Source organism: Kitasatospora sp. MAP5-34, assembly GCF_029894335.1.
Lineage (GTDB): Bacteria > Actinomycetota > Actinomycetes > Streptomycetales > Streptomycetaceae > Kitasatospora.
The window spans coordinates 54048-67219 of record NZ_JARXZC010000031.1 but is presented as its reverse complement, the minus strand read 5'-3'; the positions used below and the strand labels follow the sequence as shown (position 1 = coordinate 67219).

General features: G+C 70.6%; 13 protein-coding genes and 1 riboswitch. Of the genes, 7 read left to right on the top strand and 6 right to left on the bottom strand.

Going from position 1 to position 13172, the window contains the following annotated elements; all coding sequences use genetic code 11:
* Window positions 1-106 precede the first annotated feature (106 nt).
* The gene (locus P3T29_RS23340; RefSeq protein ID WP_280718543.1) at window positions 107-781 is read right to left on the bottom strand and encodes a Crp/Fnr family transcriptional regulator; all 675 of its coding nucleotides are present in this window, start codon (window positions 779-781) and stop codon (window positions 107-109) included.
* A gap of 318 nt (window positions 782-1099) precedes the next feature.
* Window positions 1100-1280: riboswitch (M-box (ykoK) riboswitch) on the top strand.
* A 338-nt stretch (window positions 1281-1618) separates the two neighbouring features.
* Here P3T29_RS23340 and P3T29_RS23335 point away from each other — a divergent pair.
* A complete protein-coding gene (locus P3T29_RS23335; RefSeq protein ID WP_280718542.1) occupies window positions 1619-3277 on the top strand; it encodes a divalent metal cation transporter in 1659 nt (552 codons plus the stop codon).
* A 53-nt stretch (window positions 3278-3330) separates the two neighbouring features.
* Here the strand turns inward: P3T29_RS23335 and P3T29_RS23330 are convergent, their stop codons facing one another.
* On the bottom strand, window positions 3331-3993 hold the full coding sequence (locus tag P3T29_RS23330) for a response regulator transcription factor (RefSeq protein WP_280718541.1): 663 nt from the start codon (window positions 3991-3993) through the stop codon (window positions 3331-3333).
* Window positions 3990-5234: a histidine kinase gene (locus tag P3T29_RS23325; protein ID WP_280718540.1), complete on the bottom strand. Its 1245-nt coding sequence runs from the start codon at window positions 5232-5234 to the stop codon at window positions 3990-3992. Before P3T29_RS23325 ends, P3T29_RS23330 begins: the two co-directional genes overlap by 4 nt.
* A 134-nt stretch (window positions 5235-5368) precedes the next feature.
* Here P3T29_RS23325 and P3T29_RS23320 point away from each other — a divergent pair, with 134 nt between their 5' ends.
* From P3T29_RS23320 to P3T29_RS23295, 6 genes are all read left to right on the top strand, one after another.
* Complete coding sequence (locus P3T29_RS23320; protein WP_280718539.1) at window positions 5369-6280, top strand: ATP-binding cassette domain-containing protein; 912 nt, start codon at window positions 5369-5371, stop codon at window positions 6278-6280.
* Window positions 6277-7125, top strand: a complete 849-nt coding sequence (locus P3T29_RS23315) for an ABC transporter permease (protein ID WP_280718538.1) — start codon at window positions 6277-6279, stop codon at window positions 7123-7125. Before P3T29_RS23320 ends, P3T29_RS23315 begins: the two co-directional genes overlap by 4 nt.
* 114 nt (window positions 7126-7239) lie before the next feature.
* Entirely contained in the window at window positions 7240-8070 is an 831-nt protein-coding gene (nth, locus tag P3T29_RS23310) for an endonuclease III (protein ID WP_280718537.1), read from the top strand.
* A gap of 83 nt (window positions 8071-8153) precedes the next feature.
* Window positions 8154-8885 carry a CoA pyrophosphatase gene (locus P3T29_RS23305; RefSeq protein ID WP_280718536.1) on the top strand — a complete coding sequence of 244 codons (732 nt, stop codon included), beginning with the start codon at window positions 8154-8156 and terminating at the stop codon, window positions 8883-8885.
* A 96-nt stretch (window positions 8886-8981) separates the two neighbouring features.
* Complete coding sequence (locus P3T29_RS23300; RefSeq protein WP_280718535.1) at window positions 8982-10166, top strand: MarP family serine protease; 1185 nt, start codon at window positions 8982-8984, stop codon at window positions 10164-10166.
* A gap of 154 nt (window positions 10167-10320) precedes the next feature.
* Entirely contained in the window at window positions 10321-11022 is a 702-nt protein-coding gene (locus P3T29_RS23295) for a metal-dependent hydrolase (RefSeq protein WP_280718534.1), read from the top strand.
* Window positions 11023-11092: 70 nt separating this feature from the next.
* On the opposite strand, the gene P3T29_RS23290 is transcribed toward P3T29_RS23295, so the two are convergent.
* The 3 genes from P3T29_RS23290 to P3T29_RS23280 all read right to left on the bottom strand — a co-directional run bounded on the left by P3T29_RS23290 (window position 11093) and on the right by P3T29_RS23280 (window position 13122).
* Window positions 11093-11356, bottom strand: a complete 264-nt coding sequence (locus P3T29_RS23290) for a hypothetical protein (protein WP_280718533.1) — start codon at window positions 11354-11356, stop codon at window positions 11093-11095.
* A gap of 141 nt (window positions 11357-11497) precedes the next feature.
* A complete protein-coding gene (locus P3T29_RS23285) occupies window positions 11498-12472 on the bottom strand; it encodes an alpha/beta hydrolase (RefSeq protein ID WP_280718532.1) in 975 nt (324 codons plus the stop codon).
* A gap of 173 nt (window positions 12473-12645) precedes the next feature.
* On the bottom strand, window positions 12646-13122 hold the full coding sequence (locus tag P3T29_RS23280) for a phage holin family protein (RefSeq protein WP_280718531.1): 477 nt from the start codon (window positions 13120-13122) through the stop codon (window positions 12646-12648).
* Window positions 13123-13172: the final 50 nt, after the last annotated feature.

The window sequence follows — 13172 nt, the reverse complement described above, 5'->3', positions numbered from 1 at the left end:
AACAGGGGCGCGGGGCTGAGAGCCCCGCGCCCCTGTTGTTGCTGATGCGCCGTCGGCCGACAGGCCTCAGCGCGAACGCCGTGGCCTCAGCGCGAACACTGTGACCTCAGCGCGAACGACGTGAGAGCCGCTCGACGTCCATCAGGACCACCGCGCGCGCCTCCAGCTTGAGCCAGCCACGGCCCGCGAAGTCGGCCAGCGCCTTGTTGACCGTCTCGCGCGAGGCGCCGACCAGCTGGGCCAGCTCCTCCTGCGTCAGGTCGTGGGCGACGTGGATGCCCTCCTCGGACTGCACGCCGAAGCGCCGCGAGAGGTCGAGCAGCGCCTTGGCGACCCGGCCGGGGACGTCGGAGAAGACCAGGTCCGACATGACGTCGTTGGTCCGGCGCAGGCGGCGGGCGATCGCCCGGAGCAGTGCGACCGAGACCTCGGGGCGGGCGTGCAGCCAGGGCTGCAGGTCACCGTGGCCGAGACCGAGCAGCTTGACCTCGGTCAGCGCGGTCGCGGTGGCGGTACGCGGGCCGGGGTCGAAGAGCGACAGCTCGCCGATCATCTCGCTCGGGCCGAGCACCGCGAGCATGTTCTCGCGCCCGTCCGGCGAGGCCCGGTGCAGCTTGACCTTGCCTTCGGCGACGACGTACAGCCGGTCGCCCGGGTCGCCCTCATGGAACAGCGACTCGCCACGGGCGAGGGTCACCTCGGTCATGGAGGCTCGCAGCTCGCCGGCCTGCTCGTCATCGAGAGCCGCGAACAGCGCGGCACGCCGCAGAACGTCGTCCACGTGCTTCCTCCTGCTGGGTGTGGGCGGTACATCTCCTCAGGACTGCATCACCAAGGATGACGCATGTCGCTCCGATCATATGAGGAGGGGGTGGGGCTTGGAGTACGGTACGGGGCCATTTGTACTTATCGGCTCGTACTCGATCCATCCACCGACCACTTATCGGCCATGTATCAGCCCGCCTCAGGGGCCCGCCAGATGCGACTTCGTCACATCCGTGCAGGTCCTGACCTCGTAATCCATCCGGATTGGGTCAAGGTTGGGTAAATATGGCTGGAGTAAGCCCTGTCGGAGGCTACGCTGGGTGAGGTTTCAAATAAGGCACCTCGTTCGGTGAGGCGTCTTCACGGACACAGGCCACTGACCCCACGACGTCGAGAGACGCCCAGGTTCAGGACAGATCTTCCCGACCTAAGGGTTGATCCCAAGTGGCTTCCGGCTCGCGAGCGAGTCGGATCACGCCGTGAAGTGCCAAAGCTCTGACGAGTTGGGGTGTACCGGTCATGCGGGCCGGTCCGCTCCTTGCCGTGTCGATACGGCGCACCTCGGTGTGCGCCCCGGCCGGGAGGAGGCGAGAGACATGGATTCGAGCTGCAGTAGTCCGGGCCACAAACGGCCCCCCACCCGCCTGTCCTCGTACTCCACCCGCACGCGGTAACCACCTTTCCTGCGCATCCCCTCTGCGCGCGCTTTCCTTACGCACCGTCAGTTCCCGTACGGCAGCATGCCGTTCCGGTCTGTCGTCGTGCCGTGGTGCGCGCTCACGCGGTTTCGCAGGGAGGATTGCTGCCGCGCGCCACCGACCTCCCCCTGCCCGGGGGTCCTGGGAGGCCCGTCATGACCGACACCACCACCGTCAAGCCCGCCGTCAAGGCCACGATCCCGGCGCAGCGCGCCGCCGTGCTGGACGATGCCCACGTAGGCGACATCAAGGGGGCGTTCGGCACCATCAGCCTGGACGACGCCGCGCCCCGCAAGGGACTGTCCGCCAAGCTCAAGACGCTGCTCGCGATCATCGGCCCCGGCCTGATCGTGATGGTCGGCGACAACGACGCCGGCGCCTTCGCCACCTACGGCCAGGCCGGCCAGAACTACGGCACCCACCTGCTCTGGACCCTGCTCCTGCTGATCCCGGTCCTGTACGTCAACCAGGAGATGGTGCTGCGGCTGGGCGCCGTCACCGGCGTCGGCCACGCCCGGCTGATCCTGGAGCGTTTCGGCAAGTTCTGGGGCGCGTTCAGCGTCATCGACCTGTTCCTGCTGAACGCGCTGACGCTGGTCACCGAGTTCATCGGGATCACCCTCGCGGCCGGTTACCTGGGCCTGCCCAAGGTCGCCTCGGTGGTGCTGGCCGCCGTGGTCATCGTCGCCTCCGCGTTCACCGGTTCGTTCCAGCGCTTCGAGCGGATCGCGATGGCGCTCTGCGTCGGCTCGCTGCTGCTGGTGCCGGTCTACTTCCTGGCCCACCCCAAGACCTCGCAGATGGCCCACGACTTCGTGGTGCCGAACATGCCGGGCGGGGCGGGAGGGCTGTCCACCGTGATGCTGCTGATCATCGGCATCGTCGGCACCACCGTCGCCCCCTGGCAGCTGTTCTTCCAGCAGTCGTACGTCATCGACAAGCGGATCACCCCGCGCTTCATGAAGTACGAGAAGGCCGACCTGGCGATCGGCATCGTCGTGGTCGTCATCGGCGGCGCCTGCATGATGGGCCTGACCGCCGCCGCGTTCGCGGGCACCGCCGGCTTCGGCAACTTCACCGACACCACCGGCATCGCCAACGGTCTGGCCGCGCACGCGGGCAAGCTCGCCGGGGTGCTCTTCGCGATCGCCCTGCTGGACGCCTCGATCATCGGTGCGTTCGCCGTCTCGCTCTCCACCGCGTACGCGATCGGCGACGTCTTCGGCATGAAGCACTCGCTGCACCGGGGTGTCGGCGGCGCCAAGGGCTTCTACGCCGTCTACGCCGGCCTGGTCGGGCTCGCCGCCACCATCGTCCTGATCCCCGGCTCGCCGCTCGGTCTGCTCACCACGGGCGTGCAGACGCTGGCCGGCGTGCTGCTGCCGTCCGCCTCGGTCTTCCTGCTGCTGCTCTGCAACGACAAGGACGTCCTCGGCCCCTGGGTGAACGGCCCCAAGACCAACGCGTTCACGGCCGCCGTGGTCGGCGTCCTGGTCACGCTCTCCGTCATCCTGACCGCCTCCGTCCTTTTCCCGGACATCACCGCCGGCACGATCCTCGACATCATGGCCGGCTGCGGCGTCGCGGGGGTGCTGGCCGCCGGGTACTCGTTCACCCGCCGCCGCACCGCCACCAAGGAGGACCCGATCGACCGCACCGGCCGGGACGACTGGCGGATGCCCCCGCTGGACACCCTCGCCAAGCCGGTCATGTCCACCGCCCGCAAGATCGGCATGGGCGCCCTGCGCACGTACCTGCTGATCGCGATGATCCTGGTCGTCGTCAAGATCGTCCAGGTCGCGCTGGCGCAGTAACCGGTACGGCGGTACGGCGGTGCGGCAGCCTGGGGGCCGCCGTACCGCCGGGCTCACCGGGTCGGCGCCACCATGCCCGTCTCGTAGGCGAGGATGACGAGTTGGACCCGGTCGCGGGCGTCCAGCTTGGCGAGCAGCCGCGTCACGTACGTCTTGACGGTGGCGACGCTGATGAACATCTTGGCGGCGATCTCGGTGTTGGAGAGGCCGCGCCCGACCAGGGTCAGTACCTCGCGCTCGCGGTCGGTGATGCCCTCGAGTGCAGGCCGTACGGGAGCCGGTGTCGGCGCGGGGCGGTTGGCGAACTCCTCGATCAGGCGGCGGGTGACGCTCGGCGCGATCAGGGAGTCCCCGGCGGCGACGATGCGGATCGCCGCGAGGATGTCGTCGAGGGCCATGTCCTTGACGAGAAATCCGGATGCCCCGGCGCGCAGCGCGGCGTAGACGTAGTCGTCATCGTCGAACGTGGTCAACACGACGACCCGTGCCGTGCCGGAGCCGGACGTGATCAGCCGGGTGGCCTCGATCCCGTCCATGCCGGGCATCCGGATGTCCATCACCACGACGTCGGGGTGGAGCTCCGCGGTCAGCTGGACCGCCTGGGCGCCGTGCCCGGCCTCCCCGACCACCTCGAGATCAGGGGCGTCGGTGATGACCATCCGCAGTGAGGCACGGACCAGGGGCTGGTCGTCGACGAGCAGGACGCGGAAGGTCATCGGACTCCCTCGGGTACGGGCAGGCGGACGGCCACCCGGAAGCCGCCTTCGGGGCGTGGCGCGGCGGTGAACTCGCCGTTCAACAGACCGACCCGCTCACGCATCCCGACCAGGCCGTACCCGGTGCCCGGGGAACCGGCGCGGCCGTGCCCGGGCTCGGGCCCGCTGTCGACGACCTCGATGGACAGCTCCTCGTCCCCATGGGCGATGGACACCTGGCAGGAGGAACCACCGGCGTGGCGGACCACGTTGGTGACCGACTCCTGGACGATCCGGAACGCCGACATGTCGATCTCCGGGGGCAGCGGACGCCGCTCCCCGTGCCACCGCACGTCGACCTGGACGCCGGCGGCCGTGGTCGCCAGCGCCAGGCCCTCGACGTCCGCGAGGCCCGGGGCCGGGTCCAGCGGAACCCCGTCCGCCGGCCGGCCGGGCTGCCCCGGCTGCCCCGGTTGTCCCGGTTCGGTTCGGCGGAGCGCGCCGAGCATCCGGCGCAGACCCGACAGGGTCTCCCGGCCGGCGATCTCGATGGCGCTCAACGCTTCGCGTGCCTGGGCCGGTTGGGTGTCGATGACCCGGCTCGCCGCGCCTGCCTGGAGGGCGATGACACCCATGCTGTGCGCGACCATGTCGTGCAACTCGCGGGAGATTCTGAGCCGTTCGGCCGTGACCGCCTGCGCTGCGGCCTGGGCGCCCAGCCGCTCGGCGTAGTCGCGGGTCTGCCGCATCGAGTTGCCGAGCAGCCAGGCGACGACGGCCGTCACGGCGACGGCCAGTTCCGTCGAGGTGCCGATGATGAAGCCGACCAGCAGCCGGGCGGCCGGATAACCGACCACCACGCCGAGCGCCAGGGCGACGGCGACGGTCGAGCTCCGGCGCGGCCGACTGGCCGCGATGGAGCACAGAGCGACATCGACCGCCAGGAACTGGGGGAACCCGATCTCCGTACCGTTCAGTGCGATCGCCCCGGCGATCGAACCGGAGAGCAGCAGCGCGACGGCCGGGAGCGGCATACGGCGCAGCAGAGCACAGCCGACCAGCGTCAGGGCGAGGGCGATCCCCAGCGACTGCAGGTTCTGCTCCGGCAGGTTGAGGCCGTGTCGCCGAAAGAGGGCAGGCCCCTCGCCCGGCAGCACGACGGACTCGGCGAGCGAGTACGCGGTGGCCGCACACCAGGTCAGCGCCGCCCACGCGCCGGGCGGCACGCGTCTCAGCAGGGGGAGCGGCGGAGTGGTCTGCATGCGCCGATGCTACTGGCGCGATCTTCGCCTGCGCATCGGACCGCAGGTGTACAACCACGGTCGGTGGCCGCCCGCCGAGAATGTCAACGACGGTCCGATGTCTGGCAGGTGTGGCCGACGGCAGTGTTGGCCACGTGATCGAAGTAAACGAACTGACGAAGCGTTATGGCAGCACCACGGCCGTCAACGGCCTGACCTTCACCGTGCGGCCCGGCCATGTCACCGGGTTCCTCGGCCCCAACGGCGCCGGCAAGAGCACCACCCTGCGGCTGATCCTCGGCCTGAACGAGCCCACCAGCGGCACGGTCACCGTCGACGGACACCGGTTCCGGGGCCACCCGCGCGGACTGCGCCACGTCGGCGCGCTGCTCGACGCCGCCGACGTGCACGGCGGGCGCAGCGCGACGGTCCACCTGTCCGCGCTGGCCCGCAGCAACCGCATCCCGCTGCGCCGGGTGGACGAGGTGCTGCAGGAGGTCGGCCTGGCCGAGGTGGCGCGGCGCCGGATCGGCGGGTACTCGCTCGGCATGAAGCAGCGGCTCGGCATCGCCACCGCGCTGCTCGGCGACCCGCCTGTCCTGCTCTTCGACGAGCCGCTCAACGGCCTTGATCCGGAAGGTGTGTTGTGGGTGCGCGGCCTGTTCCGGCGGCTGGCGGCCGAAGGCCGTACCGTCTTCGTCTCCAGCCACATGATGAGCGAGATGGAGCACACCGCCGACCACCTCATCGTGGTCGGCCGGGGTGAGTTGATCGCCGCTGAGAGCCTGTCGGAGTTCGCGGCCCGGGGCACCCGGGTCGGTGTGACCGTACGCACCAGGGAGCCCGCCGCGCTGGCCGACCTGCTGACCGCCGAGGGCGGTTCGGTGCGGGCGGACCCCGACGGCTCGCTGGCCGTCACCGGGCTCGACGCCGACCGGATCGGCGAACTCGCGCTCGAACACCGCATCCTGCTCCAGGAGCTGGCCGCCCACAGCGCCTCCCTGGAGGAGGCGTTCATGCAACTCACCGCCGACAGCGTCGAATACCTCGCAGGAGAATCCCGATGACCACCCTGACGGCACCGGCCCGCAACGCCGAGCCGCGCCCCCGGTTCTTCGACCTGTGCGCCGCCGAGTGGATCAAGGTACGGTCGCTGCGCTCGACCTCCTGGGTGTTGACGCTCAGCGTGCTCGGCGTCATCGCGATCAACGTGAACGCCGTCCACAGCGACTTCCCGTACATCGACGGCCCGCATCCCCGGATGCCGGGTTGGCCGCCCTACCACTACGACGCGCTGTTCCACGGCCTCGGCATGATCCCCGCCGACCTCTTCATGATCACCACGGGCAGCATCGGCGCCATCACGCTCTTCGGCGAGTACGCCAGCGGAATGATCCGTACGACGTTCGCGGCCGTCCCCGACCGCCGCTCGGTGGTGGCCGCCAAGGTGACCGTCGTGACGGCCCTCATGCTCGTCGCGGGCACGATCGCCTCGACCGGCTCCTTCTTCCTGACCAACGCGATGCTGGCCTCCCGGCACGTCGGACTCTCGATCAGCGACCCCGGCTGCCTCGGGGCGGTCGCCGCGTACGCGCTGATCGCGCCGGTGTCCGCGCTCGTCGGCATCGGCCTGGGAGCCGCCATCCGGCACGCCACCGCCACCATCGTCGCGCTGGTGGGGACTCTCCTCCTGGTACCCCTGCTCTTCCAGGGCGACCGGTTCCGGTGGGTGAAGGAGATCGGCAACGCTCTGCCCAAGTCCGCTCTGGAACGCCTGACCTACAACCCCGACTCCAACTCCGTCCTGGGCAAGTACCCTCCGTCGATCACCGAGTCCTGGATCGTCTTCGGTGGTTGGTCGCTCGTCGCGGTGATCGTGGCCATAGCCGTGGTGAACCGCCGGGACGTCTGAGCCCACCGCTCCCGGCGGGGCTCTGACAGCTGTGCGCGGTCGCAGCTCCGCTGCCGTTGAGGCACCACATTCAATCGGCTCCGCCCGGCCGGGCCTTCGGCGTAGCCTTCGGGCATGGCAGAGAGCAAGGTCAAGAAGGCTACGCCTGCGGTGAAGACGGCAGCTGTGAAGCCGAGGAAGCCGGAGTCCCACCTGGCGATGGTGCGGCGGGCGCGGAAGATCAACCGGGCGTTGGCGGAGCTGTACCCGTACGCCCACCCCGAGTTGGACTTCGAGTCGCCGTTCGAGCTGCTGGTGGCCACCGTGCTGTCGGCGCAGACCACCGACCTGCGGGTGAACCAGACGACTCCCGCGCTGTTCGCGAAGTACCCCGCCCCCGAGGACATGGCGGCAGCCGTCCCCGAGGAGTTGGAGGAGATCATCCGGCCGACTGGGTTCTTCCGCGCGAAGGCGCGGTCGCTGATCGGGTTGTCGATCGCGTTGCGGGACCGGTTCGGTGGTGAGGTGCCTGGGCGCCTGGCGGACCTGGTGACGTTGCCGGGCGTCGGCCGGAAGACCGCGAACGTCGTGCTCGGGAACGTCTTCGGCGTACCGGGGATCACCGTGGACACCCACTTCGGGCGGTTGGCGCGCCGGTTCGGCTGGACGGCGGAGGAAGACCCGGAGAAGGTCGAGGCGGTCGTCGCCGAGATCTTCCCCAAGTCCGAGTGGACGATGCTCTCGCACCGCGTGGTCTTCCACGGCCGCCGGATCTGCCACTCCCGCAAGCCGGCCTGCGGGGCTTGCCCGATCGCGTCGCTCTGCCCCTCGTACGGAGAAGGCGAAACGGACCCCGCGAAGGCCCGCGAGCTGCTGAAGTACGAGATGGGCGGACAGCCCGGCCAACGGCTCAAGCCGCCGGCCGATTACCCGGGCATCCCCGCGAGTGCCGCGCGGGCAGGCTGAGCAGCCCGAACGAGCGTGGAGAGTGGCAAGTGATGGACACGGCGGACACGACGGATGCAGCGGACACGGTGGGTGCGGCAGGCATGGCAGGCAGGGCGGGCAGGGCGGGTATGGCGGGTGCGATCGAGCGGGACGGGTTGCCGGAGTGGTTGCTGCCGGTGCGGTCCGCGGCCGAGACCGTACAGGCCGAGCAGCTCAGCCGGTACCTGCCGCCGGCCGAGGGCGGGCGGCCCTCCGCCGTACTGATGCTGTTCGGGGAGGGGCCGGCGGGCCCCGATCTGCTGCTGATCGAGCGGGCCCGTTCGCTGCGCTCGCACGCCGGACAGCCGTCGTTCCCCGGTGGGGCGCTGGACCCGGAGGACGGTGATCCGGCGGGTGCCGGGCCGGTGGCCGCCGCGCTGCGGGAGGCCGAGGAGGAGACCGGGCTGGACCCCTCGGGGGTACAGGTCTTCGCCGTCCTTCCCGATCTCTACATCCCGGTCAGCAGGTTCGTGGTCACACCCGTGCTGGGCTGGTGGCGCCAGGAGACACCGGTCGCGCCGGTCGATCTGGGGGAGACGGGCGCGGTGTTCCGGGTCCCGCTGTCCGAGCTGACCGACCCGGCCAACCGGGCCCGGCTGCGCCACCCCTCGGGCTTCGTCGGGCCGGCCTTCGAGGTCGCCGACCGGCTGGTCTGGGGCTTCACCGCCGGGGTGATCGACCGGATGCTGCACTTCAGCGGCCTGGAACGACCGTGGGACACCACCCGCACGCTCAGCCTCTCCGAGGACGCCCTCGGCCTCTCGTACGAGGGCGTCCCGCGCGCGCAGGCGTGACCCGGCGACCGGTGAACCCCGCAGCGGCAGAGCCGTGGCGGCCGTGACGGACGGGCCCGGTGCTCTCCGGGGGCTCGCACGTGGGAGGGTATCGGGGTGAATGTCCTGGATCTGCTGTTGATCGCCGCTGCGGTGGGCTTTGCCGTGTCCGGTTACCGGCAGGGGTTCGTGGTGGGCGTGCTCTCCGTCCTGGGCTTCCTGGGCGGCGGGCTGATCGCCGTCCAACTGCTGCCGCTGCTGCTGCGCCACCTCAGCCCGGGCACCACGGCCTCCGTCGTGGCGGTCGTCGTGGTGATCGTCTTCGCGGCGGTCGGCCAGGCGGTCACCACCCACTTCGGCTGGAAGCTGCGCGGCCACATCGGCCGCCGCCGGGCCAGGACGGTGGACGCGATCGGCGGTTCGGTGGTCAACGTGATCTCGATGCTGCTGGTCGCCTGGCTGATCGGGTCCGCGCTGGCGGGTACCTCGCTGCCGACCATCTCGAAGCAGGTCCGGACCTCGAAGGTGCTCAGTACGGTCCAGGGGGCGCTGCCCGCCGACGCGCCCAACTGGTTCTCCGACTTCACCAAGGTGCTGGCCCGGAACGGCTTCCCGCAGGTCTTCAACCCCTTCGAGCACGAGCCGATCACCGAGGTCTCGCCGCCCGACCCGGCCCTGGCCGGCAGCCCGGCGGTGGCCAGGGCGCGGCTGAGCCTGGTCAAGGTGGTCGGCACCGCCACCAGCTGCGGCAAGACGCTGGAGGGCAGCGGGTTCGTCGTCGCTCCGCACCGGGTGATGACCAACGCCCACGTGGTCGGGGGCGTCGACGAGCCCACCGTCCAGATCGGCGGCACCGGACAGCTCTACGACGCGACCGTTGTCCGCTACGACTGGCAGCGCGACATCGCCATCCTGGACGTCCCCAAGCTGACCGCCCCGGCGCTGAGCTTCGCCGGTGACGCCCGTACCAACGACAGCGCGATCGTGGCGGGCTTCCCGGAGAACGGCGCCTTCAACGTCCAGCCCGCCCGCATCCGGGGACGCATCCAGGCCAACGGTCCGGACATCTACCACCGGGGCCAGGTCGTCCGCGACGTCTACTCCGTCCGTTCGCTGGTCCGCCAGGGCAACAGCGGCGGCCCGCTGCTCAGCCCGGACGGGCAGGTGTACGGGGTGGTCTTCGCGAAGTCCCTGGACAGCCCCGACACCGGCTACGTGCTGACGGCGGCCGAGGTGCGCGACGACGCCCTCCAGGGGGCCACGGCGACCACTCGGGTGGACACCGAGGGCTGCGCGCTCTGACGGTCCGTCCGTTCCGCCCGCTCCTCCTCCCACCGCCTCCTCGGCCGCGCGATCCGGCGATGTGTCAGTTTCTCCTGATAGCGTCGGCCGCGCTCACCCGTTCGGCTCAACAGAGCATTACCGGAACGGGTCCGACGGGAGGTCAGTAAACGCCATGATGGGTCACTCGCACGCGGTCAGTGGCGCGATGCTCTACGCGGTCTCCGCGCCGTTCCTGCCGCCGCTGCTGCTCGGGGTCCATCTGCGGCCGGCGGACATCCTGATGGGCACGCTCCTTTGCGCGGGCGCGGCACTGCTGCCGGACCTGGACCACCACGACGGCACGATCGCCAACTTCCTCGGCCCGGTGTCCAAGGCGCTCTGCCGCTTCGTCGCCTGGGCCTCCGGCGGCCATCGGCACGCCACCCACTCGCTGCTCTTCGTCGCGCTGATGGGCGGCGGCACCTGGGCCGGGGTGACGTACCTCGGGCGTGGCTTCACCCTCGGCATGACGTTCTTCCTACTGGCGATGGGGCTCAAGGCACTCAACGCGCACGTGCCGGGGCACGGTCACCACACCTGGCTCACGGTGGTCGGCCTCGCCGCGCTGGGAACCTTCGTGCTCGACCAGTTCCTGACGGACGCCCCCGGCTGGCTGCCGTACGCGGTCGGCCTCGGCACCCTGGCACACCTGATGGGCGACTGCCTCACCAAGATGGGCGCGCCACTGCTCTGGCCGCACAAGAACCGCTACGAGATCGTGCTGATCAAGCGCACCGGGAACAAGATGGAGACCAACGTGTTGGTCCCGATCATGAGCGTGGTGACCTTCGCCATGCTGGGATTCAGCTTCCTGGCACCCAGCGTGGTCAACTGACCGACCTTCGGACGGGCCGTCGCGCGGGGCATCGGCTCCGGGCGGCGGCCCGTCGATGGCTTGCGCCGCCTCAGGGCTCGCGCCGGAGCCGTGCGCCCACCCAGCGAGCGCGTCGGCCGAGGATGCGCGGGAGGCCCATCCGGTGCGTCCCTGCGCGCTGTTGCCGCTCCACGTCGTACGTCCGGTCGGGGTGCACGGGCGGCTGCTGCGCGGTCTCGGTCTGCTGCGTGGTCTGCTGTGCGGCCTGTTGTGCGGTCAGCTGTGCGGGTTCTTGCGAGCTGCTCCTGCGGCGGCGTCGGCGCGGGGCGGCATCGCGGTCGGGCATCCAGGTCATACCGGATGGATGCCCTGGGGCGAAGGTGACCAATCGTCCCTGGATGGCCCAATTGGCCTATGCGGTTGTCATATGAACATGTGTCAACCAGGGGGCGCTCGTCCATATCCGCACGCGCCCATCGTCTCCCCCGGGCTCGGGTCAGCCCTTGTGCTCCTGCACCCAGCTGATCAACTCGGACGAGAACTGATCGGGGGCCTCCTCGTGGGGGAAGTGCCCGACCCCCGGGAGGAGCCGCCACCGGTACGGCGCCTCGACGTACTCGCCCGCGCCGAGCGCGGTGTGCGCGAGCAGCACCGGGTCGGCGGCGCCCTGGACATGCAGGGTGGGCGCGGTGACCGGCTTCTTCATCCGACGGGCGAACTGGATTCCGTCCGGACGGGCCAGCGAGCGCAACAGCCAGCGGTACGGCTCGATCGAGCAGTGCGCGGTGCTGGGGATCTGGATGGCCTGGCGGTACGCGGCGACCGCCTCGGCGTCCAGCTTGTTCGGGCCCGCCCAGTCGTCCAGGTGTTCGGCGATCACGGCGGCGTCGTCCGCGACCAGCCGGCGTTCCGGTATCCACGGACGCTGGAACCCCAGCACATGGTCGAAGGCGGCGATCTGGCGACGGTCCGTCAGCAGCGCCCGGCGTAGCTGACGAGGGTGCGCGGCGGCGACCACGGTCAGGCTCTGGATCACCGAGGGGCGCATCACGGCCGCCACCCAGGCGAGCGAACCGCCGGTGGCGTGCCCGACCAGATGCGCTCGCCGCTCGCCGAGCGAGCGGATCACACCGGTGATGTCCAATGCCAGGTTGCCCGGGTCGTACCCGCGCGGTGTACGGTCGCTGCCGCCCATTCCCCGCAGGTCGAGAGCGACCGCCCGGAAGCCCGCCTCGGCGAGCGCGGTCATCTGGTGCCGCCAGGCCCACCAGTACTCGGGCCAGCCGTGCACCAGCAGGACGAGCGGGCCCTCGCCCAGTTCGGCGATGTGGAAGCGGGCGCCGTTGGCCGCGAGGTCGCGGTGTGTCCACGGGCCGCTCGAGCGGACGGTCCAGGCGGTCTCGGCGGGCCGAGGGCTGGCGGCGGCCGGGATGGCGGCCGCGGTGGGCACGGGCTTCTGGTCCAACGGCATACCGAGAGCCTGCCACACCCTGACGGGGAACACGCCCCCGGCACTCGGCCGCCCGTTCACGCCGGGCTGTTCAAGCCCGGCTGAGCACTGTCTCCCGCCCGCTCCCGTTCACGCCCGCCCGTGGACGACCACCACGCCCGCCCAAGGCTGCTACGGCCGCCCGTGGACGGTTGCTACGGCCGACGGCCCAGTGCCCGGTCGATCTCCTCCCGGGTGGCGGGGCGCGGGCGGGCGTTCTTCAGTACGTCCGCCGTCGCCTGAGCACCCTCGATGGTGCGGTGCGGCTTCTCGATCTTCTTGAAGGAGCGCAGCGCCAACAGCCCGAGCACCGCCGCCAGCAGCAGGTACGCGCCCGCGACGATCAGGAACGACCAGCCGAGCGTCAGCCCCAGCGCCCGCAGGCCGTACGCGGCCGCGAAACTCAGCATCGGGACGGAGGCCAGCGCGACGACGCCCGCCACCGCCAGCGAGACGCCACCGGAGACTCCACGCTTGACGTCCTGTCGGATCTCGGCCTTCGCGAGCGCGATCTCGTCGTGCACGAGCGCGGAAAGGTCGGCGGTCGCCGCGGCGAAGAGCTGCCCCACCGAACGCTCGCCCTCGTAGGGCGCCCGGCCGTTGCTGGACGGGTCTGCGGCTCCTGCGGGCATCAGCGGTTCTCCTTCGCGCGGTTCCTGCTTGGTCGACAGCTCAGAATCAT

What these genes read in the sequence shown, in the direction of transcription:
- P3T29_RS23305 (WP_280718536.1), top strand. Translation starts at nt 8,154, where the DNA reads ATGGCAGGCAGGGCGGGCAGGGCGGGTATGGCGGGTGCGATCGAGCGG.
- P3T29_RS23330 (WP_280718541.1), bottom strand. Translation starts at nt 3,993, where the DNA reads ATGACCTTCCGCGTCCTGCTCGTCGACGACCAGCCCCTGGTCCGTGCC.
- P3T29_RS23285 (WP_280718532.1), bottom strand. Translation starts at nt 12,472, where the DNA reads ATGCCGTTGGACCAGAAGCCCGTGCCCACCGCGGCCGCCATCCCGGCC.
- P3T29_RS23315 (WP_280718538.1), top strand. Translation starts at nt 6,277, where the DNA reads ATGACCACCCTGACGGCACCGGCCCGCAACGCCGAGCCGCGCCCCCGG.
- P3T29_RS23335 (WP_280718542.1), top strand. Translation starts at nt 1,619, where the DNA reads ATGACCGACACCACCACCGTCAAGCCCGCCGTCAAGGCCACGATCCCG.
- P3T29_RS23325 (WP_280718540.1), bottom strand. Translation starts at nt 5,234, where the DNA reads ATGCAGACCACTCCGCCGCTCCCCCTGCTGAGACGCGTGCCGCCCGGC.
- P3T29_RS23295 (WP_280718534.1), top strand. Translation starts at nt 10,321, where the DNA reads ATGATGGGTCACTCGCACGCGGTCAGTGGCGCGATGCTCTACGCGGTC.
- P3T29_RS23290 (WP_280718533.1), bottom strand. Translation starts at nt 11,356, where the DNA reads ATGACCTGGATGCCCGACCGCGATGCCGCCCCGCGCCGACGCCGCCGC.
- nth (WP_280718537.1), top strand. Translation starts at nt 7,240, where the DNA reads ATGGCAGAGAGCAAGGTCAAGAAGGCTACGCCTGCGGTGAAGACGGCA.
- P3T29_RS23280 (WP_280718531.1), bottom strand. Translation starts at nt 13,122, where the DNA reads ATGCCCGCAGGAGCCGCAGACCCGTCCAGCAACGGCCGGGCGCCCTAC.